Annotated in this window: 29 protein-coding genes; 18 read left to right on the top strand and 11 right to left on the bottom strand. The window is 49.3% G+C overall.

All coding sequences use genetic code 11. The features are described from left to right. Positions 1-82: 82 nt before the first annotated feature. Positions 83-301: a 50S ribosomal protein L31 gene (rpmE, locus tag GOU96_RS04680; protein WP_000643446.1), complete on the bottom strand. Its 219-nt coding sequence runs from the start codon at positions 299-301 to the stop codon at positions 83-85. Positions 302-555: 254 nt separating this feature from the next. On the opposite strand from rpmE, the gene priA reads away from it, so the two are divergent. The 7 genes from priA (at position 556) to rraA (ending at position 8,498) form a co-directional block, all read left to right on the top strand. After that, positions 556-2,760, top strand: coding sequence for a primosomal protein N' (priA, locus tag GOU96_RS04675; protein WP_267781458.1), 2,205 nt, complete (start codon positions 556-558; stop codon positions 2,758-2,760). Between the two features lie 305 nt (positions 2,761-3,065). Next, positions 3,066-4,073, top strand: coding sequence for a DNA-binding transcriptional regulator CytR (gene cytR / locus GOU96_RS04670; protein WP_258503409.1), 1,008 nt, complete (start codon positions 3,066-3,068; stop codon positions 4,071-4,073). Positions 4,074-4,244: 171 nt separating this feature from the next. Further along, on the top strand, positions 4,245-4,796 hold the full coding sequence (locus tag GOU96_RS04665) for an SPOR domain-containing protein (protein WP_001891621.1): 552 nt from the start codon (positions 4,245-4,247) through the stop codon (positions 4,794-4,796). Between the two features lie 136 nt (positions 4,797-4,932). Next, complete coding sequence (gene hslV / locus GOU96_RS04660; protein ID WP_000208247.1) at positions 4,933-5,490, top strand: ATP-dependent protease subunit HslV; 558 nt, start codon at positions 4,933-4,935, stop codon at positions 5,488-5,490. A gap of 65 nt (positions 5,491-5,555) precedes the next feature. Continuing rightward, a complete protein-coding gene (hslU, locus tag GOU96_RS04655) occupies positions 5,556-6,887 on the top strand; it encodes an HslU--HslV peptidase ATPase subunit (protein ID WP_001293366.1) in 1,332 nt (443 codons plus the stop codon). Positions 6,888-6,990: 103 nt separating this feature from the next. After that, on the top strand, positions 6,991-7,908 hold the full coding sequence (locus tag GOU96_RS04650) for a 1,4-dihydroxy-2-naphthoate polyprenyltransferase (RefSeq protein WP_001066162.1): 918 nt from the start codon (positions 6,991-6,993) through the stop codon (positions 7,906-7,908). 74 nt (positions 7,909-7,982) lie between these two features. Then, on the top strand, positions 7,983-8,498 hold the full coding sequence (gene rraA / locus GOU96_RS04645; protein ID WP_000456236.1) for a ribonuclease E activity regulator RraA: 516 nt from the start codon (positions 7,983-7,985) through the stop codon (positions 8,496-8,498). A gap of 86 nt (positions 8,499-8,584) precedes the next feature. Here the strand turns inward: rraA and GOU96_RS04640 are convergent, their stop codons facing one another. Further along, entirely contained in the window at positions 8,585-9,967 is a 1,383-nt protein-coding gene (locus GOU96_RS04640) for an MATE family efflux transporter (protein ID WP_071179779.1), read from the bottom strand. A gap of 117 nt (positions 9,968-10,084) precedes the next feature. Further along, entirely contained in the window at positions 10,085-10,858 is a 774-nt protein-coding gene (tpiA, locus tag GOU96_RS04635; protein WP_001254171.1) for a triose-phosphate isomerase, read from the bottom strand. A 243-nt stretch (positions 10,859-11,101) separates the two neighbouring features. On the opposite strand from tpiA, the gene GOU96_RS04630 reads away from it, so the two are divergent. Next, positions 11,102-11,452 (top strand): 5-carboxymethyl-2-hydroxymuconate Delta-isomerase, encoded by a 351-nt coding sequence (locus tag GOU96_RS04630; RefSeq protein ID WP_001133286.1) that lies wholly within the window; start codon positions 11,102-11,104, stop codon positions 11,450-11,452. Between the two features lie 19 nt (positions 11,453-11,471). After that, positions 11,472-11,912, top strand: coding sequence for a DUF805 domain-containing protein (locus GOU96_RS04625; RefSeq protein ID WP_000058340.1), 441 nt, complete (start codon positions 11,472-11,474; stop codon positions 11,910-11,912). A gap of 128 nt (positions 11,913-12,040) precedes the next feature. Here the strand turns inward: GOU96_RS04625 and GOU96_RS04620 are convergent, their stop codons facing one another. Next, positions 12,041-12,400 (bottom strand): DUF3135 domain-containing protein, encoded by a 360-nt coding sequence (locus GOU96_RS04620; protein WP_019829437.1) that lies wholly within the window; start codon positions 12,398-12,400, stop codon positions 12,041-12,043. A gap of 138 nt (positions 12,401-12,538) precedes the next feature. Continuing rightward, a complete protein-coding gene (locus tag GOU96_RS04615; RefSeq protein ID WP_001887300.1) occupies positions 12,539-13,156 on the bottom strand; it encodes a helix-turn-helix transcriptional regulator in 618 nt (205 codons plus the stop codon). A 359-nt stretch (positions 13,157-13,515) separates the two neighbouring features. Here GOU96_RS04615 and GOU96_RS04610 point away from each other — a divergent pair, with 359 nt between their 5' ends. The 3 genes from GOU96_RS04610 to GOU96_RS04600 all read left to right on the top strand — a co-directional run bounded on the left by GOU96_RS04610 (position 13,516) and on the right by GOU96_RS04600 (position 16,275). Further along, a complete protein-coding gene (locus GOU96_RS04610; RefSeq protein WP_001026274.1) occupies positions 13,516-13,806 on the top strand; it encodes a co-chaperone GroES in 291 nt (96 codons plus the stop codon). A 53-nt stretch (positions 13,807-13,859) separates the two neighbouring features. Further along, entirely contained in the window at positions 13,860-15,494 is a 1,635-nt protein-coding gene (gene groL / locus GOU96_RS04605; RefSeq protein WP_000729140.1) for a chaperonin GroEL, read from the top strand. 220 nt (positions 15,495-15,714) lie between these two features. Then, on the top strand, positions 15,715-16,275 hold the full coding sequence (locus GOU96_RS04600) for a VC2662 family protein (protein ID WP_001039513.1): 561 nt from the start codon (positions 15,715-15,717) through the stop codon (positions 16,273-16,275). 37 nt (positions 16,276-16,312) lie between these two features. Here the strand turns inward: GOU96_RS04600 and epmB are convergent, their stop codons facing one another. Next, positions 16,313-17,335, bottom strand: coding sequence for an EF-P beta-lysylation protein EpmB (epmB, locus tag GOU96_RS04595; RefSeq protein ID WP_001120179.1), 1,023 nt, complete (start codon positions 17,333-17,335; stop codon positions 16,313-16,315). Positions 17,336-17,367: 32 nt separating this feature from the next. On the opposite strand from epmB, the gene efp reads away from it, so the two are divergent. Further along, positions 17,368-17,934 carry an elongation factor P gene (gene efp / locus GOU96_RS04590; RefSeq protein ID WP_000246893.1) on the top strand — a complete coding sequence of 189 codons (567 nt, stop codon included), beginning with the start codon at positions 17,368-17,370 and terminating at the stop codon, positions 17,932-17,934. Between the two features lie 113 nt (positions 17,935-18,047). Here efp and frdD read toward each other — a convergent pair whose 3' ends face one another. The 4 genes from frdD to frdA are packed head-to-tail and all read right to left on the bottom strand — an operon-like array spanning position 18,048 to position 21,373. After that, a complete protein-coding gene (frdD, locus tag GOU96_RS04585) occupies positions 18,048-18,410 on the bottom strand; it encodes a fumarate reductase subunit FrdD (RefSeq protein WP_000611152.1) in 363 nt (120 codons plus the stop codon). A gap of 10 nt (positions 18,411-18,420) precedes the next feature. Beyond that, the gene (gene frdC / locus GOU96_RS04580) at positions 18,421-18,804 is read right to left on the bottom strand and encodes a fumarate reductase subunit FrdC (RefSeq protein WP_000071094.1); all 384 of its coding nucleotides are present in this window, start codon (positions 18,802-18,804) and stop codon (positions 18,421-18,423) included. A gap of 2 nt (positions 18,805-18,806) precedes the next feature. Next, positions 18,807-19,565 carry a succinate dehydrogenase/fumarate reductase iron-sulfur subunit gene (locus tag GOU96_RS04575; RefSeq protein WP_001276017.1) on the bottom strand — a complete coding sequence of 253 codons (759 nt, stop codon included), beginning with the start codon at positions 19,563-19,565 and terminating at the stop codon, positions 18,807-18,809. Beyond that, entirely contained in the window at positions 19,565-21,373 is a 1,809-nt protein-coding gene (gene frdA / locus GOU96_RS04570) for a fumarate reductase (quinol) flavoprotein subunit (protein WP_001166594.1), read from the bottom strand. The genes GOU96_RS04575 and frdA overlap by 1 nt, the downstream gene beginning before the upstream one ends. 308 nt (positions 21,374-21,681) lie before the next feature. Between frdA and epmA the strand changes: the two genes are divergently transcribed. From epmA to cysE, 5 genes are all read left to right on the top strand, one after another. Beyond that, complete coding sequence (gene epmA / locus GOU96_RS04565) at positions 21,682-22,656, top strand: elongation factor P--(R)-beta-lysine ligase (RefSeq protein WP_000185041.1); 975 nt, start codon at positions 21,682-21,684, stop codon at positions 22,654-22,656. Between the two features lie 129 nt (positions 22,657-22,785). Then, positions 22,786-23,220: a rhodanese-like domain-containing protein gene (locus tag GOU96_RS04560; RefSeq protein ID WP_001158897.1), complete on the top strand. Its 435-nt coding sequence runs from the start codon at positions 22,786-22,788 to the stop codon at positions 23,218-23,220. A 166-nt stretch (positions 23,221-23,386) separates the two neighbouring features. Then, positions 23,387-23,851: a protein-export chaperone SecB gene (secB, locus tag GOU96_RS04555; protein WP_000796512.1), complete on the top strand. Its 465-nt coding sequence runs from the start codon at positions 23,387-23,389 to the stop codon at positions 23,849-23,851. 189 nt (positions 23,852-24,040) lie between these two features. Next, a complete protein-coding gene (gene gpsA, locus GOU96_RS04550; RefSeq protein ID WP_000005325.1) occupies positions 24,041-25,075 on the top strand; it encodes an NAD(P)H-dependent glycerol-3-phosphate dehydrogenase in 1,035 nt (344 codons plus the stop codon). Between the two features lie 72 nt (positions 25,076-25,147). After that, on the top strand, positions 25,148-25,969 hold the full coding sequence (gene cysE, locus GOU96_RS04545) for a serine O-acetyltransferase (RefSeq protein WP_000806519.1): 822 nt from the start codon (positions 25,148-25,150) through the stop codon (positions 25,967-25,969). Between the two features lie 115 nt (positions 25,970-26,084). On the opposite strand, the gene GOU96_RS04540 is transcribed toward cysE, so the two are convergent. Continuing rightward, positions 26,085-26,624: a PadR family transcriptional regulator gene (locus GOU96_RS04540; protein ID WP_000056565.1), complete on the bottom strand. Its 540-nt coding sequence runs from the start codon at positions 26,622-26,624 to the stop codon at positions 26,085-26,087. Positions 26,625-26,920 lie beyond the last annotated feature (296 nt).

The raw sequence follows: 26,920 nt of genomic DNA, 5'->3' as shown, positions 1-26,920 counted from the left end.
AAGAGACAGAGTGGTGGCGGGGCTTAAGCTATGAAAAAGGACGCCGAAGCGTCCTTTTTCAAAATCTAGCGTAAAGCAGAAATTACTTCTTCGCAGACAGTGCGCCGAAACGCTTGTTGAAGCGCTCAACACGACCACCGGTGTCAACGATACGTTGCTTACCAGAGTAGAATGGGTGGCACTTGTCACATACGTCTAGGTGCATTGTGTCTTTACCTAGAGTAGAGTTGAAAACGAAAGAGTTGCCGCAAGAACAAGTTGCGTTTACTGCTTTGTATTCTGGGTGGATACCAGCTTTCATGGGATAACCTCAATTTAGGCCGTGTCGCCATCCGAATCGATTGTCGTCGGACACCACACGTAGTGTTAAAAATAACGAGTTTGCATATCCAGAGAGGTCAACCCTCTAGGATGCCGTAAGGCGCGATATATTAATGAATCTCGAGTTTCGGATCAACCGATCGCGCCGATTATTTCACCAAAAGCGCGGGTCGAATTTCTGCCAAGCTTCCAGTAGACTGTGATCCGTTTGATTTTTCCCTGTTTTGGACCCTGATGCGACCCACCATTGCCCGAGTTTGCCTGCCTGTACCTCTGGATAAGTCTTTCGACTATCTGATCCCAGCTCATCTATTTCCAGTGCTGGGCGGTCGTGTGCAAGTGCCTTTTGGGCGACAAACCTTGGTCGGTATTGTCCAGTCGCTGACACATCAATCCGATTTTCCTATCGAACAACTGAAATCCGTACAAGCCGTTTTGGATGACGCGCCCGTGTGGCCAGATAAACTGCAGTCTCTGCTGCACTGGTGTAGCCAGTTTTATCATTATCCGCTCGGTGAAACGTACGCGAATGCCTTGCCCGGCGCACTGCGCAAAGGCAAAGCGGCAGAGCTGACTAGCCATAAAGAGTGGCGTTTGACCGCGCTTGGTCAAGAGCAACTGATGCAAGGGGTGAAGCGTGGCGCGGTAAAACAAGCGCAAGTTCTCCATTTGTTGCAGCACGGCGCTTTATCGCACCAAACTTTGCTTGATGAAGAGGTGAGCAGCACGACCCTCAAAGCCTTGGTCGAAAAAGGGTGGATTGAGTGTGAAGAGCGTAAACCTGTGGCGCGTCCTTGGCCGCAAGAGCTGGAAGCTAAAGTCGATAAACCTAAGCTTAATCAAGAGCAGGCGATCGCGATTGCGGCGGTGAATAGCCAACAAGGTTTCGGCTGTTTTTTATTAGAAGGGGTAACGGGCTCAGGTAAAACAGAGGTGTATCTTAACCTCATCACACCGGTATTGGCGCGTGGTGAACAAGCCTTGGTGTTGGTGCCGGAAATTGGTTTAACTCCACAAACCATCAATCGTTTTCGCCAACGTTTTAATGTCCCCGTCGAAGTGATGCACTCGGCGCTCAACGACACTGAACGCCTCAACGCTTGGCTGGCGGCGCGCGATAAAGTGGCGGGGATTGTGATTGGTACGCGCTCGGCGCTGCTCACACCCTTTGCCAAATTGGGCATTATTATTGTTGATGAAGAACATGATAGTTCTTACAAGCAGCAAGATAGCCTGCGTTATCACGCCCGAGATGTGGCTGTGATGCGCGCGCATTTGGAGAATATTCCGATTGTGCTCGGCTCGGCGACGCCAGCCTTGGAAACGTTGCATAATGCGCTCACTGGTAAATACCATCACTTGCAACTGACGCAGCGCGCTGGTAATGCACTACCTACACGTAACCACGCGTTGGATGTGAAAGGGCTCTATCTGGAAAGTGGCCTATCTGCGCCTTTGATTGCGGAAATGCGCCGCCATTTGTCGGCGGGCAATCAGGTGATGTTGTTTTTAAACCGCCGCGGTTTTTCTCCGGCCTTGATGTGTCACGAGTGTGGCTGGATTGCGGAGTGCCAGCGCTGTGATGCCTATTACACCTACCATCAACACAGCAATGAGATGCGCTGCCACCATTGTGGTTCACAGCGTCCTGTTCTCCATCAATGCAAAGGGTGCGGCTCGACTCAACTGGTTACTGTCGGCGTTGGTACGGAACAGCTTGAAGCGCAATTACACACTCTATTCCCTGAGTATCGTTCAGTGCGGATTGATCGAGATAGCACGCGGCGTAAAGGCAGTTTGGAATCGGCGTTAACCGCGATTCGCAAAGGCGAATATCACATTTTGATTGGTACGCAAATGCTCGCCAAAGGACATCACTTCCCCGATGTTACCTTGGTCGCGTTGTTGGATGTCGATGGCTCATTGTACAGCAGTGATTTTCGCGCTTCTGAGCGTTTGGCTCAGCTCTTTATTCAAGTCGCAGGGCGGGCAGGGCGTGCCAGCAAGCCGGGCGAAGTGGTGTTACAAACGCATCATCCCGAACACAGTTTGCTACAAGCCTTGCTGCATAAGGATTACCACCATTTTGCCCTGACGGCGTTGGAAGAGCGTAAGCTGGCGCAGTTGCCCCCTTATTCTTTCTTGAGCTTATTTCGAGCTGAAGCCAATCACACCGCTCAAGTGGAAGATTTTTTGCGTCAAGTGCGCGAAACCTTGCGCTGCAATCCTTGGTTTGATAGCGAATGTATGGTGCTCGGGCCAACGCCTGCGCCACTCGCGAAACGAGCGGGAAAATTCCGTTGGCAGCTTTTACTACAAACGCCGAATCGCACCCTGATGCAGAAGATTTTGCAAAGCGCACGTCCAGCACTGCAACAATTACCGCTGGCGAGCAAGGTGCGCTGGTCGATCGATATTGATCCGCAAGATTTGAGCTAATTCACATCGCGTTTTATAACGCTGATGTGTGTTAATTTTGTCAGCAAATTAATGCTTATTATCGTGATGAAAATCACAGTGACTATGCAAAATTTGTTAATCTCGCCGTAACTTTCTGTTCTGAATCCCTTAGACTATCGGTAAAATCCACTCAGTGAATCGTTTTCGTTAAGCCCAACGTCATGGTTATGGCCATGATTTCTAGCATGAACAAGATTTACTGATTGCAGGTTAAGTCTTACAAGATCAGTCATCATGAGTGTGATGCTCAACATCACTCGATAGAGAAAAGAGGGTAAAAATACATGGCGACAATGAAGGATGTTGCCCAGCTTGCTGGAGTTTCAACCGCGACCGTGTCTCGTGCGTTGATGAATCCAGAGAAAGTCTCGTCGTCCACTCGTAAACGAGTGGAAGAGGCTGTGCTGGAAGCGGGTTACTCACCCAATTCTTTGGCGCGCAATTTGCGCCGTAATGAATCGAAAACCATCGTTGCTATCGTGCCAGATATCTGTGATCCCTACTTTTCTGAGATCATTCGCGGTATTGAAGATGCCGCGATGGAGCACGGTTATCTGGTGCTGTTGGGGGATAGTGGTCAACAGAAGCGTCGGGAGAACTCGTTCGTTAATCTGGTGTTTACCAAACAGGCAGACGGTATGTTGCTGCTGGGGACAGATTTGCCGTTTGATGTGAGTAAACCTGAGCAGAAAAACCTACCGCCTATGGTGATGGCGTGTGAATTTGCGCCAGAGCTGGAATTGCCAACGGTACACATTGATAACCTGACCTCGGCATTTGAGGCGGTAAACTATCTCACTCAGCTTGGGCACAAACGGATTGCGCAGATCTCAGGTCCACAACATGCTGCGCTGTGCCAATTCCGTCATCAAGGCTATCAACAGGCGCTGCGTCGTGCTGGCATCACCATGAACCCGACTTACTGCACTTTTGGCGATTTCACTTTTGAAGCCGGGGCAAAAGCGGTGCGTCAGCTGTTGGCATTGCCTGAGCAGCCGACCGCGATTTTCTGTCACAACGATACGATGGCGATTGGCGCAATTCAGGAAGCGAAGCGACTTGGCTTGCGCGTACCGCAAGATCTCTCTGTGGTCGGTTTTGACGATATTCAGTTTGCCCAGTACAGCGATCCCCCATTAACCACCATTTCGCAGCCGCGTTATGAGATTGGCCGTCAAGCCATGCTGATGATGCTTGAGCTGCTTCGCGGACACGATGTGCGTGCTGGATCGCGTCTTTTGGAGACCAAGTTGGTCGTGCGTGAGAGTGCTGCGCCGCCAAGCAAGAAGTAACCAACCTTCGAAACCGAGTTTCATGCTTGAATGGTTTGAACTCGGTTCCTTTTTTCGTTCCTGTCGCAGCGCTGAGATCGGCGATAAGGCCAGTTGTTTGGGCGTAACTCTGTTATCTGGCAGCGATCTGCATTAACATGTGGACAATTTTGTTAATTTCCGAACAACAACGTGGCTAATAGAGATTATGTAAGAGGCGGTCGTAGTCCGAAGAAGCCGACCCGTAGAAAAGCAGCGCCGCGCCGTAAACCATGGCGTAGTGGTTTAGTCGCCATAGTACTCATCGCGGGCTTTGGTTATGGCTTGTATTTGCTCAGCAACGACCCGGAACCTAAAGTCAACACTCAGGTGTCGACGTCATCATCGACATCGAGCAGTAAACCTAAGCCGACAGAAACGCTACCGCCCCCGCCAACGGAAAAGTGGGACTACGTAGACACCTTGCCCAATCGCGAAATTGAAGTCGTGGCCAAAGAGCAGGAAGTGTCGGATATCCCTTACGTGATGCAGTGTGGTGCGTATAAAACCGCAGAGCAAGCCGAAGCGCGTAAGCTGGATATCGCTTTCCAAGGCATCAGCAGCCATATCCGTAAGAAAGCGGACAGCAGTTGGTATCGTGTCGTCCTCGGACCTTACAAATTTAAGCGCGATGCGGAGCGCGATAAGCACAAACTGCAACGCGCAAAAATCGAGCCCTGCGCTATCTGGGCTGAAAAGCAGTAAACGATTCCCCAAAAGCCTGATGTTGATCAGGCTTTTTTGTTGGCATTCGGTCAACTTCTCTCGCTTGGCTTGAAATTGTTTTCCGGTAGCCGCATATAAGCGGGTAACTCTCCGATAAAAATTAAAGAGGCCTCTTGTGACTACTATCGTATCAGTGCGTCGTAATAATAAAGTTGTCATCGCTGGTGACGGGCAGGTATCGCTAGGCAATACCGTGATGAAAGGCAATGCACGTAAAGTACGCCGCCTTTATAACAACAAGGTACTGGCAGGCTTTGCTGGTGGAACCGCTGATGCATTTACCCTGTTTGAGCGCTTTGAAAGTAAGTTGCAGATGCACCAAGGTCACCTGACCAAAGCGGCGGTTGAGCTAGCCAAAGATTGGCGAAGCGATCGCGCGCTGCGCCGTTTGGAAGCCATTTTGGCGGTCGCCGATGAAACCGCATCGCTGATCATTACCGGTAATGGTGATGTGCTGCAGCCTGAGCACGATCTGATTGCGATCGGTTCTGGTGGCAACTATGCACAAGCGGCTGCTATTGCTCTGTTAGAAAACACCGAGCTTGATGCACGCATGATCGCCGAAAAAGCCTTAAATATCGCGGGCGATATCTGCGTGTTTACTAACCACCATCACACTATCGAAGAACTCGAAATTCCGCAGGCGATGTTGCCACAAGGCGCATCTGCGTAGATCAATAAGTCTCCGGCAAATAACCACAAGATAGTGCCCGAAAAGCTGAGTGAAGGATTTGAATCATGTCTGAAATGACTCCCCGCGAAATAGTGAGCGAGCTCAATCGCCACATCATAGGTCAAGATAAAGCCAAACGTGCCGTAGCGATTGCACTGCGTAACCGTTGGCGTCGTATGCAGCTTGAAGAGAGCTTGCGTGTTGAAGTGACCCCGAAAAATATTCTGATGATTGGCCCAACGGGTGTGGGCAAAACTGAAATTGCTCGCCGTTTAGCCAAGCTTGCGAATGCGCCTTTCATCAAGGTTGAAGCGACCAAATTCACCGAAGTGGGCTATGTCGGTAAGGAAGTGGAGTCGATCATCCGCGATCTGACCGATGTTGCGGTGAAGCTGACGCATCAGCAAGCGATGGAGAAAGTGAAATTCCGCGCTGAAGAGTTAGCGGAAGAGCGCGTATTGGATGCGCTGCTGCCTCCACCACGCGATGCGTGGGGACAAGCAGAGCAAAAAGAGGAGAACTCCAGCACCCGCCAAGTGTTTCGTAAAAAGTTGCGTGAAGGGCAACTGAACGACAAAGAGATTGAAATTAACGTCGCTGTACCGCAGATGGGCGTGGAAATCATGGCACCTCCAGGCATGGAAGAGATGACCAACCAACTGCAGGGACTGTTCCAAAACCTCGCGGGCGACACCAAGAAAAAGCGCAAAATGAAGATTAAAGATGCGCTGAAAGCCTTGGTGGAAGAAGAAGCCGCTAAGCTAGTCAATCAAGAAGAGCTGAAAGAGCAGGCGATTTACAATGTCGAAAACAACGGCATCGTGTTTATCGATGAAATCGACAAAATCTGTAAACGCGGTGAAGTCTCGGGTCCCGATGTTTCTCGTGAAGGGGTGCAGCGCGATCTGCTGCCTTTGATTGAAGGCAGTACGGTATCCACCAAGCATGGCATGGTGCGAACGGATCACATCCTGTTTATTGCCTCAGGCGCGTTCCAAGTAGCAAAACCGTCAGATTTGATCCCAGAGCTGCAAGGCCGTTTGCCCATCCGTGTTGAGTTGGAAGCCCTGTCGAGCAACGACTTCAAACGCATTCTGACTGAGCCGAAAGCATCACTCACCGAGCAATATGTTGCGCTGATGAAAACCGAACAGGTGGATGTGCAGTTTACCGAAGATGGTATCAAGCAGATTGCGGATGCTGCATGGCAAGTTAACGAAACCACCGAAAATATTGGTGCGCGCCGTCTGCATACTGTGCTGGAGCGTTTAATGGATGAAATCTCCTTTGATGCAACAGAAAAAGCCGGCCAAGCCTTCGTGATCGATGCTGCTTACGTGAAAGCGCGTTTGGGTGAGCTGGTCGAAGACGAAGATCTCAGCCGTTTCATTCTCTAGACTGCTTAATTTTTGAAGTGAAAGCCCACCCGAATTTGGTGGGCTTTTTTATCTGGGTGATTTGCGCGTATACTGACGCCATGTTGATCGTACTCTCATTATCATGAATAACTCTGTGCAAATTTGGTTGGATGCCGCGCGTCCGAAAACCTTGCCTCTGGCGCTGATCTCCATTTTAACCGGGAGTGCATTAGCCTTCTCCGCGGGAAATTTTCACTGGCTGATCGCGGTGTTAGCTCTGCTGACCGCGACTTTGCTGCAAATTCTGTCCAATCTTGCCAATGATTATGGCGATGCGGTGAAAGGCACCGACAACCATGCTCGTTTGGGACCGATGCGCGCCATTCAATCGGGGGCGGTGAGCTTAAGTGATATGAAACGCGCCATGGCGATCAATGTTATTCTGACCATGGTGTCAGGCTTGGCATTGGTGCTGTATGCCTTTGATAACCTGCAAAATATCCTGATATTTATTGGCTTAGGCGTATTGGCGATTTTAGCGGCGATTGCTTATACCGTCGGGAATAAACCTTATGGCTATGTCGGGCTTGGCGATCTATCGGTATTCCTATTTTTTGGCTTGCTTGGCGTCTCCGGCAGTTTTTTCTTACACACCGGCTATATCGAATGGAGCTTGCTATTGCCTTCGTTAGGCTGCGGTTTACTGGCGGTGGCGGTACTGAATGTCAACAATATGCGCGATATTGAAAACGATGCGCAGTGTGGCAAACGCACTGTGGCGGTGCGCTTGGGACAAGTGCGTGCGAAGCAGTATCACTTTGCTTTGTTGTTTGGTGCCGTTGCCGCGTTTGCTGGTTACCTCGTTTTACAAGACAAACCACTGTGGATCAGCTTGCCCTTTTTGCTCTGTTTGTCGGTGGTGACTCGTCACGGTCGAGCCGTCTGGTTTACCGAGCAACCCGCGCAAATTGCCCCCATGATGCCCGTGGTGGTGAAAACGTCGGTGATCACCAACCTTTTGTTTGTTGGAGTGATCATTGCCCAAACTCTGACAAGTTAATTTGCACTCTGTCATTGCAATGACTCAATCACTCTATATACTCGTTGGAAGACTTTCGCTAAGAGAACAAAGCTATGGAATACAATACTTCTGCGCTGTGTGATATCTATCTCGACCAAGTCGATGTCGTGGAGCCTATGTTCAGCAACTTTGGTGGCTGTGCTTCGTTTGCCGGTCAAATCACCACGATTAAGTGCTATGAAGATAATGGCTTGATCCGTGAAACCCTTGAGCAAGATGGTCTTGGCCGTATTTTGCTGATTGACGGTGGCGGCTCGCTGCGCCGTGCATTAATTGATGCAGAATTGGCGGCTCTAGCGGAAGAAAATGAGTGGGAAGGCATTGTGGTGTATGGCAGTGTCCGTGAAGTGGATGAATTGGAAGAGATGAGCATCGGTATTCAGGCGATTGCTTCTATTCCTGTCGGCGCAACCTCGCAAGGCATCGGTGAAGTGGACATTCCAGTCAACTTCGGCGGTGTCACCTTCCTACCAGAAGATTATCTGTATGCCGACAATACTGGCATCATCATCTCGCAAGAGCCGCTGAGCGCGGATCTGGGCGAAGAAGAGGAAGATGAGTTGTTGTAAGCGAGCTCTCGCACTCTAAGAATTGAAAAAGCCGATGTCGTTGACATCGGCTTTTTTCATGCATTCTCTATTGGCTTGTAACGAGCTTAATCCAAATCAGGCGTAAGGGTTTGACGCCGCAATCTGAGCGCATAGAGATAACCCAATAATCCGCCCAGTATGTTCCCCACCGCAATACCGATAAATAACCCTTCAATGTTGTACAGTCTGCCGCCAATCCAAGCTGCGGGTAGGGTGAACACAAACAGGCGCATAAAGCTCCACTGAAAAGCCTTGAGTGGTTGATGTAAGGCGTTAAGGGCGGAAACCAACATCATCACCACGCCTTGGAAGCCGTAGCTGACCGGTACGACTAACAGATAGTGCCACAGCAGATCGCGCACGGCTTGCTCTTGAGAAAACAGCGCTGCCAGTGGAATGCTCAGCGGTACCATCATGATAAACACCATCAGTTGAAACAGCAGAGAAAAGCGTAGGCTCAGAAAGAGTCCGGCAAAGCTGCGTGCAGGATTTTGCGCCCCAAGATTTTGCGCCATGAAGGGGGTGAGGGCAGACGTGAGCGACATCAGTACCAAAATCAGAATCGACTCAATGCGCTGCGCTGCACCATACGCGGCCACCGCTGCAGTGCCGTGGCTTGAGAGCATGATCATCAGCAGTGCGCCAGAAATTGGGTTCATTGCGGTAGAAAGCGCAGCCGGAGTGCCGATTTTTAAAATCTGTTGCCAGTCATCGCGCAGATGAGGCAGCGATGGTATGGCGAGCAGTTTTTCACGCTTGATCAGCAAATAGAGTGAGCCGATTAATGCCCCCAACCAAGAGAAAGCGCTAGCAATCGCAGCACCTTGGATGCCGAGTTCAGGAAATGGGCCGTAGCCAAAAATCAGCAGTGGGTCGAGCGCGCCGTTAATCAGCCCCGCCAGCATCATAATTTTGGCGGGTGTTTTGGTATCGCCAGTGGCGCGAATCGCGCTGTTACCGGCCATAGGTAGCACGAGCAGGGGAATCGTGAGGTACCACACCACCATGTACTCTTTGATAAGAGGGATCAGCTCATGGCTGGCACCAAGCAGCAAAAACAGCGGTTCTATGGTCAATAAACCGAGTGTCGAAGCTGCGGCCACTAGCAATAAGGCGAGCAGTAACCCATGACTAGACACGCGCGCGGCTTGTCGCCCATCGCCTTGTCCGAGCAAGCGCCCTATGCAAGTGGATAACCCAACCCCAATGCCCATGGTAATACAGTTGACCGCAAAGGTGACCGGAAAGGTATAACTGATTGCCGCCAGCGCCTGTGTGCCTAATAAGGAAATAAAGAAAGTATCGACGAGGTTGAACATCAAAATGGCCACCAAGCCGAAAATCATCGGTACGGTCATTTGCCGTAAAACGAGGGGGATGGGGGCAGAAAGCAGGCCGTGTTTATCGTGCATAAGCTGGGCAACGAAGGGAAACAAGGTGCCTAGCATACCTGAACTTAAAAACAGGGACTAGGGAAGGCAGCCTAGGGAGTGAATTGCGAGGGGCTAAAAACAACAAGGCCAGCATTATGCTGGCCTTGAACGATCAGTGGCGAGAATCGCAAATTACGCTTTTTTCGCTTCTGCTGCGGCTTTGGCGATCGCGGCAAAGCCTTTCGCATCCAGTGATGCACCGCCAACCAGCGCACCGTCGATGTCTGGTTGTGCAAAGTAAGAGGCTGCGTTTTCTGGTTTTACAGAACCGCCGTACTGGATGATCACTTGCTCTGCCACTGCAGCATCTTTCGCAGCGATCAGTGCACGGATTGACGCGTGGATACGCTGTGCATCATCTGCTGTCGCGGCTTTACCCGTACCGATTGCCCAGATTGGTTCGTAAGCGATGATCGCGCCGTTCAGTGCTTCAACGCCGTAAGCATCGATCACTGCGTTGATTTGGCGAGCACATACCGCTTCTGTTTCGCCCGCTTCGTTTTGCGCTTCAGTTTCACCGATACAGAAGACTGGCGTTAGGCCGTTTTCTTTCAGGAACGCAAATTTCTTAGCGACGAACTCATCCGATTCTTTGTGGTAATCACGACGCTCAGAGTGACCGATGATGATGTGCGAAGCACCGAAATCTTTCAGCATCGCAGGAGACATATCACCTGTGTACGCACCACTGTTGTGAGTATCGGTGTTTTGTGCACCCAGGATCAGCTTGTTGCCGCCTTCTTTGATCAGGCGCTCAGCCAGATCCAAATACATTGCTGGTGGCGCAACGACAACATCAACACCTGCAACACCTTCAAGTTCTGCATTCAAGCCGTTTAGCAGGTCAGTGACCATAGCTTTGCTGCCATTCAGTTTCCAGTTACCCATCACAACAGGACGACGCATAGGAATATCTCCATATCTAATCAATGTAAAAAATAAACTCGCAGGACTATAGCAGAATAAATTCGTCAGATCATGACTCGTATCATGTCTTTATGGGATCTCACTGACGCGACAAATCAGCAATCGAGTGATCTGAGTGACAGATTATTCGGTAGTGGCTCGGTTTTTGTGGTTTAACTTGTTATTACTATCCCTCTCTCTAAGTCGGAACCACTTTTATCCACCGTTAGCAAGGAACTGCCAATGCCTAATCTCGTTATGGAATACTCAAACTCAGTCGATGAACGCATCAATGTGCAAGGATTGCTGGAAGATTTGCATCGAGCCGCGATTGATTCAGGACTGTTTGAAATAAGTTCGGTAAAATCTCGCGCGCTGCGCTGCCACCATTGGTTGATTGGGGATGAAGGCGACAGCGTTGATTTTATTCACCTCAGTTTTGAGTTGCTGGCAGGACGCAGTCCTGAGCAAAAGCGAGAGTTATCGCGTAAGCTGATGGAGATTCTGGCGGCGAAAGCCAGCCATGTGCGCAGTTTGACCATTAATATTCGAGATATGGATACAGACTGCTTTCAAAAAGTCATCAATCGATGACCTTGTTTAGGTAAAAGTCATGTCGTTACAAACACTGTTGTTTTCTTTTCAGGGGCGTATTGGTCGCCAAGCTTTCTGGCTGTGGAATATTTGCTACTACGCCATGATTGCCGGCTTTGCAATGGGATCGAATCTGCTATTTCCCGATGTTGCGCACCTGATCTTGCCGGTTTTTCTGCTAGTAGTCCTAGTGCCAGATTTGGCGATTACCGCTAAGCGTTGGCATGATCGTGACAAATCCAGCTGGTGGTTGCTACTCAATGTGCCGCTTGTGATTGGCCGCATGACGATTCCGGCAGGAGAATTGGCCGTGAATACCCAACCCGGGATGCTGGAAACACTTATCTCGTTTGTGGCGTTACTGTGTGGTGCATGGATTTTGGTGGAGTGCGGATTTCTTTCTGGCACGGATGGCAGTAACCGTTTTGGCCCCGATCCGAAGTGGATCAAAAAAAGCTAGTCTAGCAATAAGCGGTATCAAATGCGTAAGAGAGGAGGTTTCTCTCCTCTCTTTATTGTCATCCCTAAACCACCGCTTTTAGCGGTGGTGATTGTTTCTTGCCACTTTTGCCATCTCGGCTGAGAGCGTTATCGCCAGCCGTCGTCTTGAACCATTCTCGGGCGAAACGGCACCACATCCGCGACGGTTTCTTGCTGCAAATCGCCCTCCAATGCATTGCGAAAACGCACCATTTGTTGGCTCAGTTCACGCATTAAAGTTACGTTGGCGTGTACGGGGTTTTTACATTGACCCACCACGCGATCAATATGGCTCTGCTGTGCCCAAAGCCTTTGCTGCATGGCGTGCGAGGCAGAGAGGATCATCTCTTCGCACATCTCCTTCTTAAACTGATCAAAAGCATCAGGATGGTGCTTTGCGAGGGCGACCAACTCATCAAAGGGTGGTAGCACCTGATTACAGGGTTCGGGTGAGTGTGGGGGCGTCATGTGGCAATCCTCCGCCTTTGGCTAAACTGATGCTTTTGTCAACAATACTAGCTTAAGCGATTTTTGCGCAGTTCGGCGGAACGAATATCGCCCTTCTTATAAATAAGACGAAAAGGGCGAAAAACAGCATGAGAGAGATTATCGCGCGGCAATAAAGTAGGTGCAGCGACGCTCTCCGGCGACAATGTGTTCGCGGCGTTCGATATGGCATTCTTCGCCCAATAAACGGCGAAAAACATTCAACTCAGATTGGCACAGGCTGGGACAGCGGGTGGCTGCTTTGCAAATCGGGCAGTGGTTTTCAATCAAAATAAAGCCGTCGGCCGTCGGCTCTAACTCGGCCATATAGCCTTCTTGTTCACGCAGGGTAACCAAAGCTTCGAGTTTTTCTTGTAGAGAGTGGCACCCCACTAAGGCGTTGTGATAGGCAGCAAAGGTTTGGGCTTCCCGTTCCGCCGCCACCTTGGCGAGTCCTTCTTTACCAAAAATATGCTCGACCGCATCAATCACTTGAATGGTCAGCTCACCATGACGATCGGCAAACTGATTGTGTCCTTTCGCGGTTAAAGACCAATGGCGAGTCGGACGACCGACCTTGACTTTCACATCATGAAACGCCAGCACACCTTCTTCTTCCAGACTTTGTAAATGCTGACGAGCGCCCATGGTAGTGATACCTAGGTCTTCAGCCAACTGTTTGGCGGTTACTGTGCCTTCACGTTTGAGCGTGTGAAGAATGCGGTCAACCGTTTTCATCGTCTCTTATTTTCCTAACAAGGTGTGGTTTCTAAGCGGAGTCATTGCGTCTGTCACCATTCATTTTGGGTGTTGCTGGATCGGTGCCTCTTTATGCTGCCGTTATTATGGAATGCGAATTTAATAAAGCAAACTATTTACTATGCCTAAGGACTCGCTAGCGGGCTGCCGTCGATCACCGGCAGGATCGAAAGCGCCACCCTGCTCAGATCGATTTGCTGTTTGAAAATGTTAAATTAATCACGTTTTTTTACGCTTGCCCCCTTGGGATATGCTGCAAGTTCCCCCACATATGTGACACATGCTGATGATCAGCGTTTTATCAACCATACGGAAAATTAAATCAGGAGAGACGACCGATGAATATTCGTCCATTACATGACCGAGTGATCGTTGAACGCCAAGAAGTTGAATCAAAATCTGCTGGTGGAATTGTTCTAACTGGTTCTGCGGCGGAAAAATCAACGCGCGGTAAAGTGTTGGCAGTTGGTAAAGGCCGCATTCTAGAGAACGGTTCAGTTCAACCTTTGGACGTGAAAGTAGGCGACACCGTGATCTTCGCAGAAAGCTACGGCACAAAAACAGAAAAGATCGATGGCAAAGAAGTGCTGATCTTGGCTGAACATGACATTTTGGCAATCGTTGAATAATTGATTCTGAATCCCAACGAAATCAATAACTGAATTTAGAAAGGAAATGAAAAATGGCTGCTAAAGACGTACGTTTTGGTAATGACGCTCGTGTAAAAATGCTAGAAGGCGTAAACATTCTGGCCGATGCGGTAAAAGTGACCTTAGGTCCTAAAGGCCGTAACGTAGTTCTCGACAAATCTTTCGGTGCACCAACCATTACTAAAGATGGTGTATCGGTTGCGCGTGAAATTGAGTTGGAAGACAAATTCCAGAACATGGGCGCACAAATGGTCAAAGAAGTCGCTTCTCAAGCCAACGACGCTGCGGGTGACGGTACAACCACAGCAACCGTACTGGCTCAAGCGATTGTGAACGAAGGCCTAAAAGCGGTAGCGGCAGGCATGAACCCAATGGATCTGAAGCGCGGTATCGATAAAGCGGTTATCGCTGCAGTAGAAGAGTTGAAAGCACTGTCAGTGACTTGTGCCGATACTAAAGCGATTGCGCAAGTAGGTACTATCTCTGCTAACTCAGACTCTAGCGTGGGTAACATCATTGCTGAAGCGATGGAAAAAGTGGGTCGCGACGGCGTGATCACCGTTGAAGAAGGCCAAGCGTTACAAGACGAGCTGGATGTGGTTGAAGGTATGCAGTTTGACCGTGGCTACCTGTCACCGTACTTCATCAACAACCAAGAATCAGGCAGTGTAGAACTGGATAACCCATTCATCCTGCTGGTGGATAAGAAAATCTCTAACATCCGCGAACTGTTGCCAGTACTGGAAGGTGTAGCGAAAGCCTCTCGTCCACTGCTGATCGTGGCTGAAGATGTGGAAGGCGAAGCGCTGGCGACTCTGGTTGTCAACAACATGCGCGGCATCGTGAAAGTGGCAGCGGTTAAAGCTCCTGGCTTTGGCGATCGTCGTAAAGCGATGCTACAAGATATCGCGATCTTGACTGGCGGTGTTGTGATCTCTGAAGAGATCGGTCTGGAGCTGGAAAAAGCGACTCTGGAAGACCTAGGCCAAGCGAAACGCGTTTCTATCACCAAAGAGAACTCAACCATCATCGATGGTGCTGGCGATCAAGCCGCGATCCAAGGTCGTGTTGCGCAGATCCGTCAACAAATCGAAGAAGCCACTTCTGACTACGACAAAGAGAAACTGCAAGAGCGCGTAGCAAAACTGGCTGGCGGCGTTGCAGTAATCAAAGTGGGCGCAGCAACCGAAGTGGAAATGAAAGAGAAGAAAGATCGCGTAGAAGACGCGCTGCACGCGACTCGCGCAGCGGTAGAAGAAGGCGTTGTTGCGGGTGGTGGTGTAGCCCTGATCCGTGCAGCTTCTAAACTCTCTTCTCTGGTGGGTGACAACGAAGAGCAAAACGTGGGTATCCGTGTCGCACTACGTGCGATGGAAGCGCCACTGCGTCAAATCGTGAAAAACGCGGGTGACGAAGAATCAGTGGTTGCCAACAATGTGCGTGCAGGTGAAGGTAACTACGGTTACAACGCGGCAACGGGCGTGTACGGTGACATGATCGAAATGGGTATTCTGGATCCAACCAAAGTAACTCGTTCTGCTCTGCAATTCGCAGCGTCTGTTGCGGGTCTGATGATCACCACTGAAGCGATGATCACTGAGCTGCCGAAGAAAGATGCACCAGCAATGCCAGACATGGGCATGGGTGGCATGGGCGGCATGATGTAATCATCCCCCTTAGCAGGAAAAGCCGGAGCCCAAGCTCCGGTTTTTTTATGCCGTGGTTATGCTAAAGCATGGTTAAGCTTGGTTAAGCTTGGTCAGCATGACCAAGAACATGACCATAAACTGCGCGGAAAAATGACACAATATTCACATTACCTTATGCAAGATATGGATAATGTTGCCTAGTTTTCCCCCTTATCCATCCTGATTGGAGGTTATTTTTATGAACAAGCCGTTTGCTTTGATGGCGCTTACTGCAGCGATGGCTGCACCAGCCGCATTGGCTTCAACACCAGTTATGTTCTCTTCTATCGATAATTTCAACACGCCAGATGCGAACCAAGTTGCGGGTGTACGTTTGTCGGCACTGCACGGTAAAGTGAATGAAGTCAAAGGGGTTGATTTCTCGATTCTTGGCCTGTCTGAAACTGACAAAACCACAGGTGTGAACTTTGGCTTATTCTTCGGTGCAAGCAAAGTGAACCAAGAGATGACGGGTGCATCTCTGGGTCTTTTGAACTGGAACACGGGTAATACTTACGGTGCGAACCTAGGTTTTGTGAACCTGACTCATGATGTGAAAGGCGCGAACTTGAGCTTTGTGAACTACTCAGAAGGTAACACTCTCGTTGACTTAGGTGCGGCCAACTTCTCGAACACTTCAACAGTGCAGTTTGGCCTATTCAACAAAACGGAAAAAATTGAAGGCGTACAGATTGGTTTGATCAACTGTGCGGACAACGGTTTCTTTAAGTGTTTCCCAATCATTAACTTTGCGAAGTAATGATACAAAAAGCGTTGCCTAGGCAACGCTTTTTTCTTTATTCAAGATGCAGATCAAGCGGTGTTTTGCTGGGCCTGCCACCGATTTCTCGAGTTAATTTCGGTACCAGATAGCCTGACACCTGCTCAATCAAGCCTGCCATAATCTGCCTTGCTTTATCATCACTGACGTAAAAATGCGCCGCGCCTTGCACCTTATCCAACACATGCAAGTAATAAGGCAGAATGCCTGCATCAAACAAGGTTTCGCTGAGCGACACTTGTGCGTCAACCGTGTCATTGACCCCTTTGAGCAACACACCTTGATTGAGTAAGGTGACATTGACGGCTCGCAAACGGGCCATCTGCTGTTTAAGCTCAAGATTGATCTCATTGGCGTGGTTGATGTGTGTCACCAGCAGTACTTGCAAGCGGGTTTGCGCGAACAGTTCAACCAATTCATCGGTGATGCGCGCGGGGATCACCACGGGTAATCGCGAGTGAATGCGTAACCGTTTGATGTGCGGAATTGCTGCGATACGCTCCATCAGCCATGCAAGTTCATGATCTTTGGCCATTAACGGATCGCCGCCGGAGAAAATCACTTCGTTGAGCTGTGGATTTTGCGCAATGTAATCGAGACTTTGTTGCCAAGCGCTTTTGCTGCCTTTGTTATCTTCATAGGGAAAATGACGGCGAAAGCAATAACGGCAGTTGATGGCACAACCGCCTTTGACGATCAATAAGCAGCGATTTTTATATTTGTGCAGCAAGCCGGGCACGGTATTGTTTTGTTCATCCAGAGGGTCATGCGAGTAGCCGGGATGGATCTCAAATTCGGCACTCAGCGGTAAAACTTGCCGTAAAAGTGGGTCGGCAGGATTGCCTTTTTGCATGCGATCGACAAAACTTTGCGGCACCCGCTGCGCAAACAGTTTGCGCGCTTCAAATCCGTCTTGCCATGGCGAAGGATCGATCTCAAGTTGCTGCAATAATTGCAGAGGATCGGAGATCGCGTTTGCCAGCTGTTGCAACCAGTTTTGCTCAACAGAAATGACTTTTCGGGTTATGATGTGCGGCATTGATTTTAACTCGAAGATAGTAAGAGGAAAAAATGGCTACTGTTAGCACGAATGAATTTAAAGGCGGTCTCAAAATTATGCTTGATAACGAGCCTTGTGTCATTCTCGAAAACGAGTATGTAAAACCAGGTAAAGGTCAGGCATTCAACCGCGTGAGAATCCGTAAGCTGCTTACTGGTAAAGTTCTGGAAAAAACCTTTAAATCGGGTGACACAGCGGAAGTTGCTGATGTTGTCGATATCGATCTGGATTACCTGTACAACGATGGCGAATTCTACCACTTCATGAACAACAGCACCTTCGAACAGCTTGCTGCAGATGCAAAAGCGGTTGGCGAGAATGCGAAATGGTTGGTAGAAAACAACACTTGTATGCTGACGCTGTGGAATGGTAACCCAATCGCGGTCACTCCACCAAACTTCGTTGAGCTAGAAGTGACTGAAACGGATCCAGGCGTGAAAGGTGACACTCAAGGTACTGGCGGCAAACCAGCGACTCTGTCTACCGGCGCTGTCGTTCGTGTACCTCTCTTCGTACAGATTGGCGAAGTGATCAAAGTGGACACTCGCTCTGCAGAATACGTTGGCCGTGTGAAGTAATCACCTCGGTAACAAGAAAAAACCAACCTTGCGGTTGGTTTTTTTATGCGTGTAGTTTTAGCCTTGCAATCAAAAAGCTGGCCTGTTGTCAGCCAGCTTTTTGATGTTTCATGTTAGATCATGAAGATAAACACGACCGCCAGTGCGGAGATGATGGTTGCAAAGCCGTAGCAAGCGATTTTCCCTGCCACACCGGTGTGGAATTTCAAATCATGCATCCCGTGGTGAACACGGTGCATGGCATGCCACATTGGTAGAGCTAAGGTACCGATGATGAACAGTGCACCAATGATGCTGGTTGCAAAGCTAGATACGCGCTCATAGCTCAGTGCTTCGGCATCAATCACTCCCAGTGGCGCAAGAATGCCCAGTACCAGAACGGTAATCGGGGTGATCATGGCAAACCAAGTGCCACCAGCACCAAACAGGCTCCACCATACGGGTTCGTCTGAACGTTTTGGGTTGGTATTAATCACAATAAGCTCCTTACACCACAATAAGAACAATCAGTGAGATAAAGGCCACGGCCGCCCACTGTGCTAGCACGATGATCTTTTTATCAACCAGTTTGCCGCCTAAACGAATAGGCACGACTTGTGGCATCATGCTAAAGAAGGTTTGCGCATGGAATAAGCTTCCCGCCAGCGCCACTAGGTTGATCGCAATGACGAGTGGGTTAGCCATAAAATCCAACCAGGTTTGCCATGCTTCAGGGCCTTTCACCAGAGAACCTAAACCAACGGTGAGGAACAGGGTAAACAGGATCAATGGCAGAACCGTCGCTTCACGCACCATGTAGAAGCGGTAGAAAGGATGATCCTTCCACCAAGTGCGTTTCATTTCACGAACATAAGGTTTACGGTTACTCATCCTTAGGCCTCCACTTTCTTCGGTGAACCATCTGGGTTCAACATCGCGATCACGAAGTCTAATGAGGACTCCACTTTGCCTTGGTTTACGGCTGCCGCTGGGTCAACGTGTTTTGGACACACTTCAGAGCAGTAACCCACGAAGGTACAACCCCAAGCGCCATTATCACCGTTAATAAGCTTCATACGCTCGGCTTTACCGTTGTCACGGCTATCGAGGTTGTAGCGGTGCGCCAGAGTGAGTGCCGCAGGGCCTAAGAACTCAGGGTTTAGACCAAACTGTGGACAAGCTGCATAACACAAACCACAGTTGATACAACCAGCAAACTGCTTGTAGCGTGCCATTTGCTCTGGAGTCTGCAGGTTAGTGCCGTCTTCAGGCTTACGATCGTTACCTATGATGTATGGCTTGATCGCTTCTAGGCGCTCGATGAACGGCGTCATATCCACGATCAGGTCTTTCTCGATGGGGAAGTTGGCCAGTGGCTCAATTTTTACGCCTTCTGGGTAATCACGTAAGAAGCTCTTACATGCCAGTTTTGGTACACCATTAACCATGATGCCGCAAGAGCCACAAATCGCCATGCGACATGACCAGCGGTAAGAAAGATCTTTATCTAAGTGATCTTTCACATAGCCAATCGCATCCAGTACCGACATAGTTTCATCAAACGGAACTTCGAAGCGTTGCATGTGTGGCTCTGCATCGTTGGCTGGGTCGTAGCGCAGAATGTCCACTTTTTGAATACGTTGTGCTGACATTATTTTTGCTCCTCTACGCTTTTTCCGGCCGCTTCAGCTGCGGCAGCTTTTTCGGCTGCTTCACCGTACAGACGCGCTTTTGGCTGCGACTTGGTGATTTTCACTGGGCTGTAATCGATCTTCGGTGTTTGACCTTCTTGATAGAATGCCAAAGAGTGTTTGAGGAATTGCACGTCATCACGCTCGGTGCAACCTTCATCAAGACGTTGGTGTGCGCCGCGCGATTCTTTACGCAAGATAGCGGAGTGAACCATGGCTTCTGCCACATCCAGACCGTAACCCACTTCAATCGCGTACAGCAGATCCGTGTTGAACACTTTGCCTTTGTCTTTGATGCTGATGCGCTTGTAACGCTCTTTCAACTCGGCCAGTTTGTCGATGGTTTCTTGCATCAGATCTTCCTGACGGTAGATACCACAACCCGCTTCCATGGTGTGACCCATTTCTGTACGGATGGTTGCCCAATTTTCATCGCCTTCTTGCTGCATCAGTGCTGCGATGCGATCTTCAACTGCTTTGACTTGTGCGGCGATGGCTTTTTCATTCCAGCCTTTAAACTCTGCAGCGCGCTCAACCGCTTTTTCACCAGCAACGCGGCCAAAGACTACGAATTCCGCTAGTGAGTTAGAACCTAAACGGTTCGCACCATGCAGACCAACAGACGCACATTCACCCACGGCGAACAGACCTTTAATGCGGGTTTCACATTCGCCATTGGTTTCGATACCACCCATGGTGTAGTGCACGGTTGGACGAATTGGAATCGGCTCTTTTGCTGGGTCAACGTTCACATACGCTTTGGCCAGCTCACAGATGAATGGCAGACGCTCTTGCAGGTATTCTTCACCTAAGTGGCGCAGGTCAAGCAGTACCACATCACCCAGTGGGTGTTTGATGGTGTTGCCTTTTTGCTGCTCATGCCAGAAGGCTTGAGAAACTTTGTCACGCGGACCCAGTTCCATGTATTTGTTCTTTGGTTGACCCACTGGAGTTTCAGGGCCCATACCGTAGTCTTGCAGGTAACGGTAGCCATGTTTGTTGACGATAATACCGCCTTCACCACGACAACCTTCGGTCATCAGAATCCCCGTGCCTGGTAGGCCTGTTGGGTGGTATTGAACGAATTCCATATCACGCAGAGGAACACCGTGACGGAAAGCCATCGCCATACCATCACCGGTCACGATGCCGCCGTTAGTATTGCAGTGGTAAACGCGACCCGCACCGCCAGTGGCTAGAACAACCGACTTAGCTTTAATGGTGACCAGCTCGCCTTCCGACATATGAATCGCAATCAAACCTTGGATTTCACCTTCATCAACCAGCAAATCCACCACAAAGTACTCATCCAATCGCTTGATTTGTGGGTACTTCATTGAAGTTTGGAACAGGGTGTGCAGCATGTGGAAGCCGGTTTTATCAGCAGCAAACCATGTGCGCTCAACTTTCATGCCGCCGAAGCGACGTACGTTGACTTCACCATTCTCTTTACGGCTCCAAGGACAACCCCATTGCTCCATCTGGATCATTTCGCGGGTTGCATTGGCAACAAAGTATTCAACAACATCCTGTTCACATAGCCAGTCACCACCGCCAACGGTATCGTTGAAGTGGTTATCTAGACTATCTTCATCCTTGATAACTGCTGCGGAGCCACCCTCGGCTGCGACTGTGTGAGAACGCATTGGATAAACTTTAGAAATCAGAGCAACTTCTAAATGAGGGTTTGCTTCTGCCGCTGCAATAGCAGTACGAAGACCAGCGCCACCAGCGCCGATGACTGCGATATCTGTGGTGAGAATTTGCACAGTTATCCTCCAGTGTGATTATTTTATTTTATGGACTGAGTTCGTTTCAGTACCTAGAGTTTTCAAAGTATTGATTTGGAAGTTACTGAGATGGAACTCACTGACTCAACACCTGACCACCCATTAAGTGGTAGGGGTAGTGTAGGAGAGCTTGAAGAATGAAAAATTGATTCTGTTGGGCTTTTGCTTCGGTATTGCAAACTTAAGCATACTATTTGCCCTATATGTGACTGGTGTCACAATTGAGTTTGGCTTTTTGTTCTGAAAGAGTACAATTCGTTATCTCTGTTTCTTGTGATGAGCCACCGATGACTAATTCCGATTGGATGCCGACCGCATCAATAAGCCAATTAAAACAACGCGCGACCTTGTTGCGTCAGATTCGTGAATTTTTTGCTGAGCGCAATGTGCTGGAAGTCGAAACGCCAGCCATGAGCCACGCCACGGTGACGGACATCCATCTGCACACGTTTAAAACGGAATTTGTCGGGCCGGGGTATGCCAAAGGCAGCGCACTGCACTTGATGACCAGCCCTGAATTTCATATGAAGCGTTTGTTGGCCGCGGGCAGTGGTTGTATTTACCAGCTGGGTAAAGCTTTTCGTAACGAAGAAAATGGCCGTTACCACAATCCAGAATTCACCATGTTGGAATGGTATCGGATTGGTTTTGATCACCATGCCTTGATGGATGAAATGGACGCCTTATTGCAATTGGTGCTGCGTTGCGGCAGTGCCGAGCGAATGACTTACCAAGAAGCGTTTTTGAATGTGCTTGGCGTTTGCCCACTCGAAGGGGAGATGCGTGAGTTAAAGCAAGTGGCTGCAACGCTGGGTTTAAGTGATATCGCAGAGCCTGAAGAGGATCGTGACACCTTATTACAACTGCTGTTTAGCATTGGCATTGAGCCTAAAATTGGCCAAATCACACCAGCATTTGTGTATGATTTTCCTGCTTCACAAGCGGCGCTGGCCAAAATTAATCCGGCGGATCCGCGCGTGGCTGATCGCTTCGAAGTCTATTTTAAAGGGATTGAGCTCGCGAACGGCTTCCATGAATTGGATAACCCTGCCGAGCAGTTAGCCCGTTTTAAAGCGGATAATGCCAAGCGTTTAGAGATGGGATTGACAGAGCAACCGATTGATTACCATCTGATTGCGGCGCTGGAGGCCGGTTTGCCAGAATGTGCTGGGGTGGCTTTGGGTATTGATCGTTTGATCATGTTGGCGCTTGGCGAGGATCATATTGATAAGGTCACCGCCTTTCCGTTCCCTCGAGCCTGATCGGATTCTCAGTTTGCAACATATTCACCCTGTTCAGGCCCAGTTTTAACGAGGTAAGCGCTCGCGTCATGCTGCCAACCTCGTTATACTCCTTGTCTGATTTGAATCCCCATTGCAAGAGCACAGGATATGCAAGAGTACATTGAGTTTTTTCAGCAAAATATGATCCTTTCACTGGCTTGGATCGGTATTTTGGTTGCGTTAATCGCCAGCATCTACAAATCGGCCACCGCGGCTTATCAAGAAGTCACGGCCACCCAAGCCACTCTGTTGATTAACCGTGAAAACGGCATAGTAGTCGACATCCGTAGTAAAGATGAATTCAAACAAGGCCACATTACCGACGCAATTCACATTTTGCCGTCAGACATCAAGGCGGGTAACTTGGCTGGCCTTGAAAGCCATAAATCGAACCCCATTATTGTGGTATGCAAAACAGGTCAAACCGCACGTGAAAGTGCAGATTTACTGACCAAAGCCGGTTTTGAGAAGGTCAATCTTCTTAAAAATGGCTTGATTGCTTGGAATGAAGCTAACCTGCCTTTGGTACGCGGTAAACGCTAAATCCTTAGAGCACCCCGTCGGCGCTGGTGAAAAGATCAGCGCTTGACGCTCAGAGTTGTGATATCTACCACGTAATGGCTTGCCCACCTAGTGATCGCACACACTCTCAGTTAGTCTCAGGACACATTGACCTTTGAACCGAATTATCTGAATTAAGGATGAAATCATGGCTGAAGCAGCACAAGCCCCACAACAACAGTTTGCTATCCAACGTATCTATCTAAAAGATGTCTCTTTTGAAGCGCCAAGCTCACCAGTGATGTTCCAAAAAGAGTGGAACCCAGATGTCAAACTGGATCTCGACACGCAAAGCCGTGAACTGGGCCAAGGCGTTTACGAAGTGGTACTGCGCCTGACAGTGACTGTGAAAAACGCAGAAGAGACCGCATTCCTGTGTGAAGTACAACAAGCGGGTATCTTCAGTGCAGAGCAGATGGAAGCAGGCCAATTGGCCCATTGCTTGGGTGCTTTCTGCCCGAACATCCTGTTCCCATACGCACGTGAAACCATTTCAAGCCTAGTGGTGAAAGGCACTTTCCCACAACTGAACCTTGCTCCAGTTAACTTTGACGCGCTGTTCATGAACTACCTGCAACAGCAAGCTCAAGAAGGCGCAACGGCGAACGCATAATTCGCGCGATTGAGTTTTCAGTAAGAATAAAATGCACAGCGCCACCGCGATGTGCATTTTTTGTTTATCACTCGAGTATTGGTTTTTGCACTCTTTATCTGAGACAGCCTTGGCGAAGAAGGTGCAGACTGCAATAGCCTATGTTTGGGTATAGAATAGAGCACAACTTCGTTATCGATAGGCGGAACAATGAGCGAAACACAGAACCACAATAGCTACGGAAAACCTGTTGAAATGACCGTGATAGGTGCGGGCTCCTACGGTACCTCACTGGCGATCTCTTTGGCGCGCAATGGCGCAAATATCGTCCTGTGGGGACATGATGCAGAGCATATGGCGCGCCTTGACGCTGACCGCGCTAACCATGAATTTTTGCCCGGAATTGCTTTTCCTGACACTCTGATTGTGGAAACTGACTTGCAAAAAGCGGTGCAAGCGAGCCGTGATCTGCTGGTGGTAGTGCCTAGCCATGTGTTTGGTATCGTGTTGAAAAGTTTGCAGCCACACCTGCGTGCGGATAGCCGCATTTGCTGGGCAACCAAAGGGCTAGAGCCTGAGACTGGACGGCTACTCCAAGATGTCGCCCATGATGTACTTGGTGATAGCTACCCCCTTGCGGTGCTTTCTGGTCCTACTTTTGCCAAAGAGCTGGCGATGGGGATGCCAACCGCGATTTCAGTGGCTTCGCCGGATGCGCAATTTGTACGTGACCTGCAAGAGAAAATTCACTGCAGCAAAACTTTCCGTGTGTACGCCAACAGTGACTTTATCGGTATGCAGCTTGGCGGCGCGGTAAAAAACGTGATTGCGATTGGTGCGGGGATGTCTGATGGTATTGGCTTTGGCGCGAATGCGCGAACCGCTCTTATCACTCGTGGTTTGGCGGAAATGAGCCGCTTAGGCGCCGCTTTAGGCGCGCAGCCGGAAACCTTTATGGGTATGGCAGGATTAGGTGATTTAGTGCTGACTTGTACTGACAACCAATCGCGTAACCGCCGTTTTGGTTTGGCACTAGGTCAAGGTAAAGATGTGGATACCGCGCAAACCGATATCGGCCAAGTGGTTGAAGGGTATCGCAACACCAAAGAAGTGTGGATGCTAGCGAAACGAATGGGCGTTGAGATGCCGATAGTTGAACAAATTTACCAAGTATTGTATCAAGGAAAAGATGCGCGACTCGCCGCTCAGGATTTGCTGGCACGAGATAAGAAGATGGAGCGTTAATCCGCAGCGCAAGAGATGGAATTGAATCGATAGGGTATAGCTTGCCCTGTCTTGATTAGGACTGAGTAAGTAATGAAACAGTGCGCACACACCAAGGTTTGGCAAACTATTGTCGCTGAAGCTCGCGAGCAAGCCGAGCAAGAGCCGATGCTCGCCAGTTTTTACCATGCCACCATTATTAAGCATGACAGTTTAAAAGCGGCCTTGAGCTATATTCTGGCCAACCGTTTGAACACTGCCTCCATGCCTGCGATGGCAGTACGAGAAGTGATTGAAGAAGCGTTTGCTGCCGATCCGAGTATCTCAGAAGCGGCGGCGTGTGATATTTGCGCGACAGTCAACCGCGATCCTGCCGTCTCTATGTACTCAATGCCGCTACTTTACCTAAAAGGCTATCACGCTTTACAAGGCTATCGGGTGGCTAACTGGTTATGGCGACAAGGGCGTAAGGCGCTCGCGACCTATTTCCAAAATCAGATATCAGTGGCGTGTCAGGTGGATATTCACCCTGCAGCGCGTATTGGTCGCGGCATCATGCTCGATCACGCGACGGGGATCGTGATTGGTGAAACCGCCGTGGTAGAAGATGATGTATCGATTTTGCAGGACGTTACGCTTGGCGGTACAGGTAAAGAGTGCGGCGATCGCCACCCGAAAATTCGTGAAGGGGTGATGATTGGTGCGGGCGCGAAAATCTTAGGTAACATTGAGGTCGGTGAAGGCGCGAAGATTGGTTCTGGCTCGGTCGTGTTACAAGCTGTACCGCCCCATACTACAGTTGCTGGGGTTCCAGCTCGAATTGTGGGACGGCCACAATCGGATAAGCCTTCTTTGGATATGGATCAGCAGTTTAATGGTCGTTCGCAGACATTTATCGGCGGTGATGGTATCTAGAGACTCTCTCTATCTCTGCTCTCACGGTATTTAAGTGCGCATTCCTCCCTTGAGCAAAAAATAAAAAGGATGATGGTGACATCATCCTTTTTTACATCGACAGGTTTGGCTTGGCTTATGCCATCGCGTTCAATTCTGCCAACACTTCGTCCGCCCATTGAATCCATGCTTGGCGAACCAGTAAATTACGACGTAGCGTTAAACGCTCTAAACGTTGCTGCTTGTCTAACACGGCTGGGTTAGCGTAATAAGCGGCTTCGATTTCCTGATAGTGAGCGACCAGTTTACGCGATTCTTCAACCAGTTCAGCCAGTTGCAGACGGTAAGGTTCTGCCGATTGTACTGAACAAGCCATCAATTTCGCACTAAACTCATCACGCACGGTTGGGTGTGCGGTTGGTTGATCAAACCACTCACCTAAAGCGCTGCGGCCAGCTTGGGTTATAGAATAAACCTTGCGATCTGGTTTGCCTTCCTGTGGTTCCAGAACACAAGTCACTAAACCCTGTTCCCCCATTTTATTGAGTTCACGATATACCTGCTGATGGCTGGCTTTCCAGAAGTAGCCAATGCTAGCAGAAAACTCTTTGGTTATATCGTACCCGGTTGCATCGCGTGTGCTAAGAACAGTAAGGATAACGTGTGGTAATGACATGTCTTCAATCCAAAAATTAAGTCAACATAAACCTCTATCTAAACGGTTGTTGTGCTTCTAATGGCACGCATATCAACGCATTTAAATACCTGCAGCGCAAAATTCGTCTGCTTATGTCACCTTATAAAGCCGGTTATCACCTAGAGTGGCGTATGTCTTTGCATACTTTAACTGTGAGATTGCTTTACATTACTTATCACAGAAGGAACGTAGTATATCTAAATAATAAGCATAAAGTGGAATACAAATATGCTGATTAGTCGAAAAACTGACATTATTCTCAATAATGCAAAAAT

The sequence above is a fragment of the Vibrio sp. R-1 genome (assembly GCF_035615595.1).
Classification (GTDB): Bacteria; Pseudomonadota; Gammaproteobacteria; order Enterobacterales; family Vibrionaceae; genus Vibrio; species Vibrio cholerae.
The sequence above is the reverse complement of the archived record's forward strand: the minus strand, read 5'-3'. Positions and strand labels throughout refer to the sequence as shown.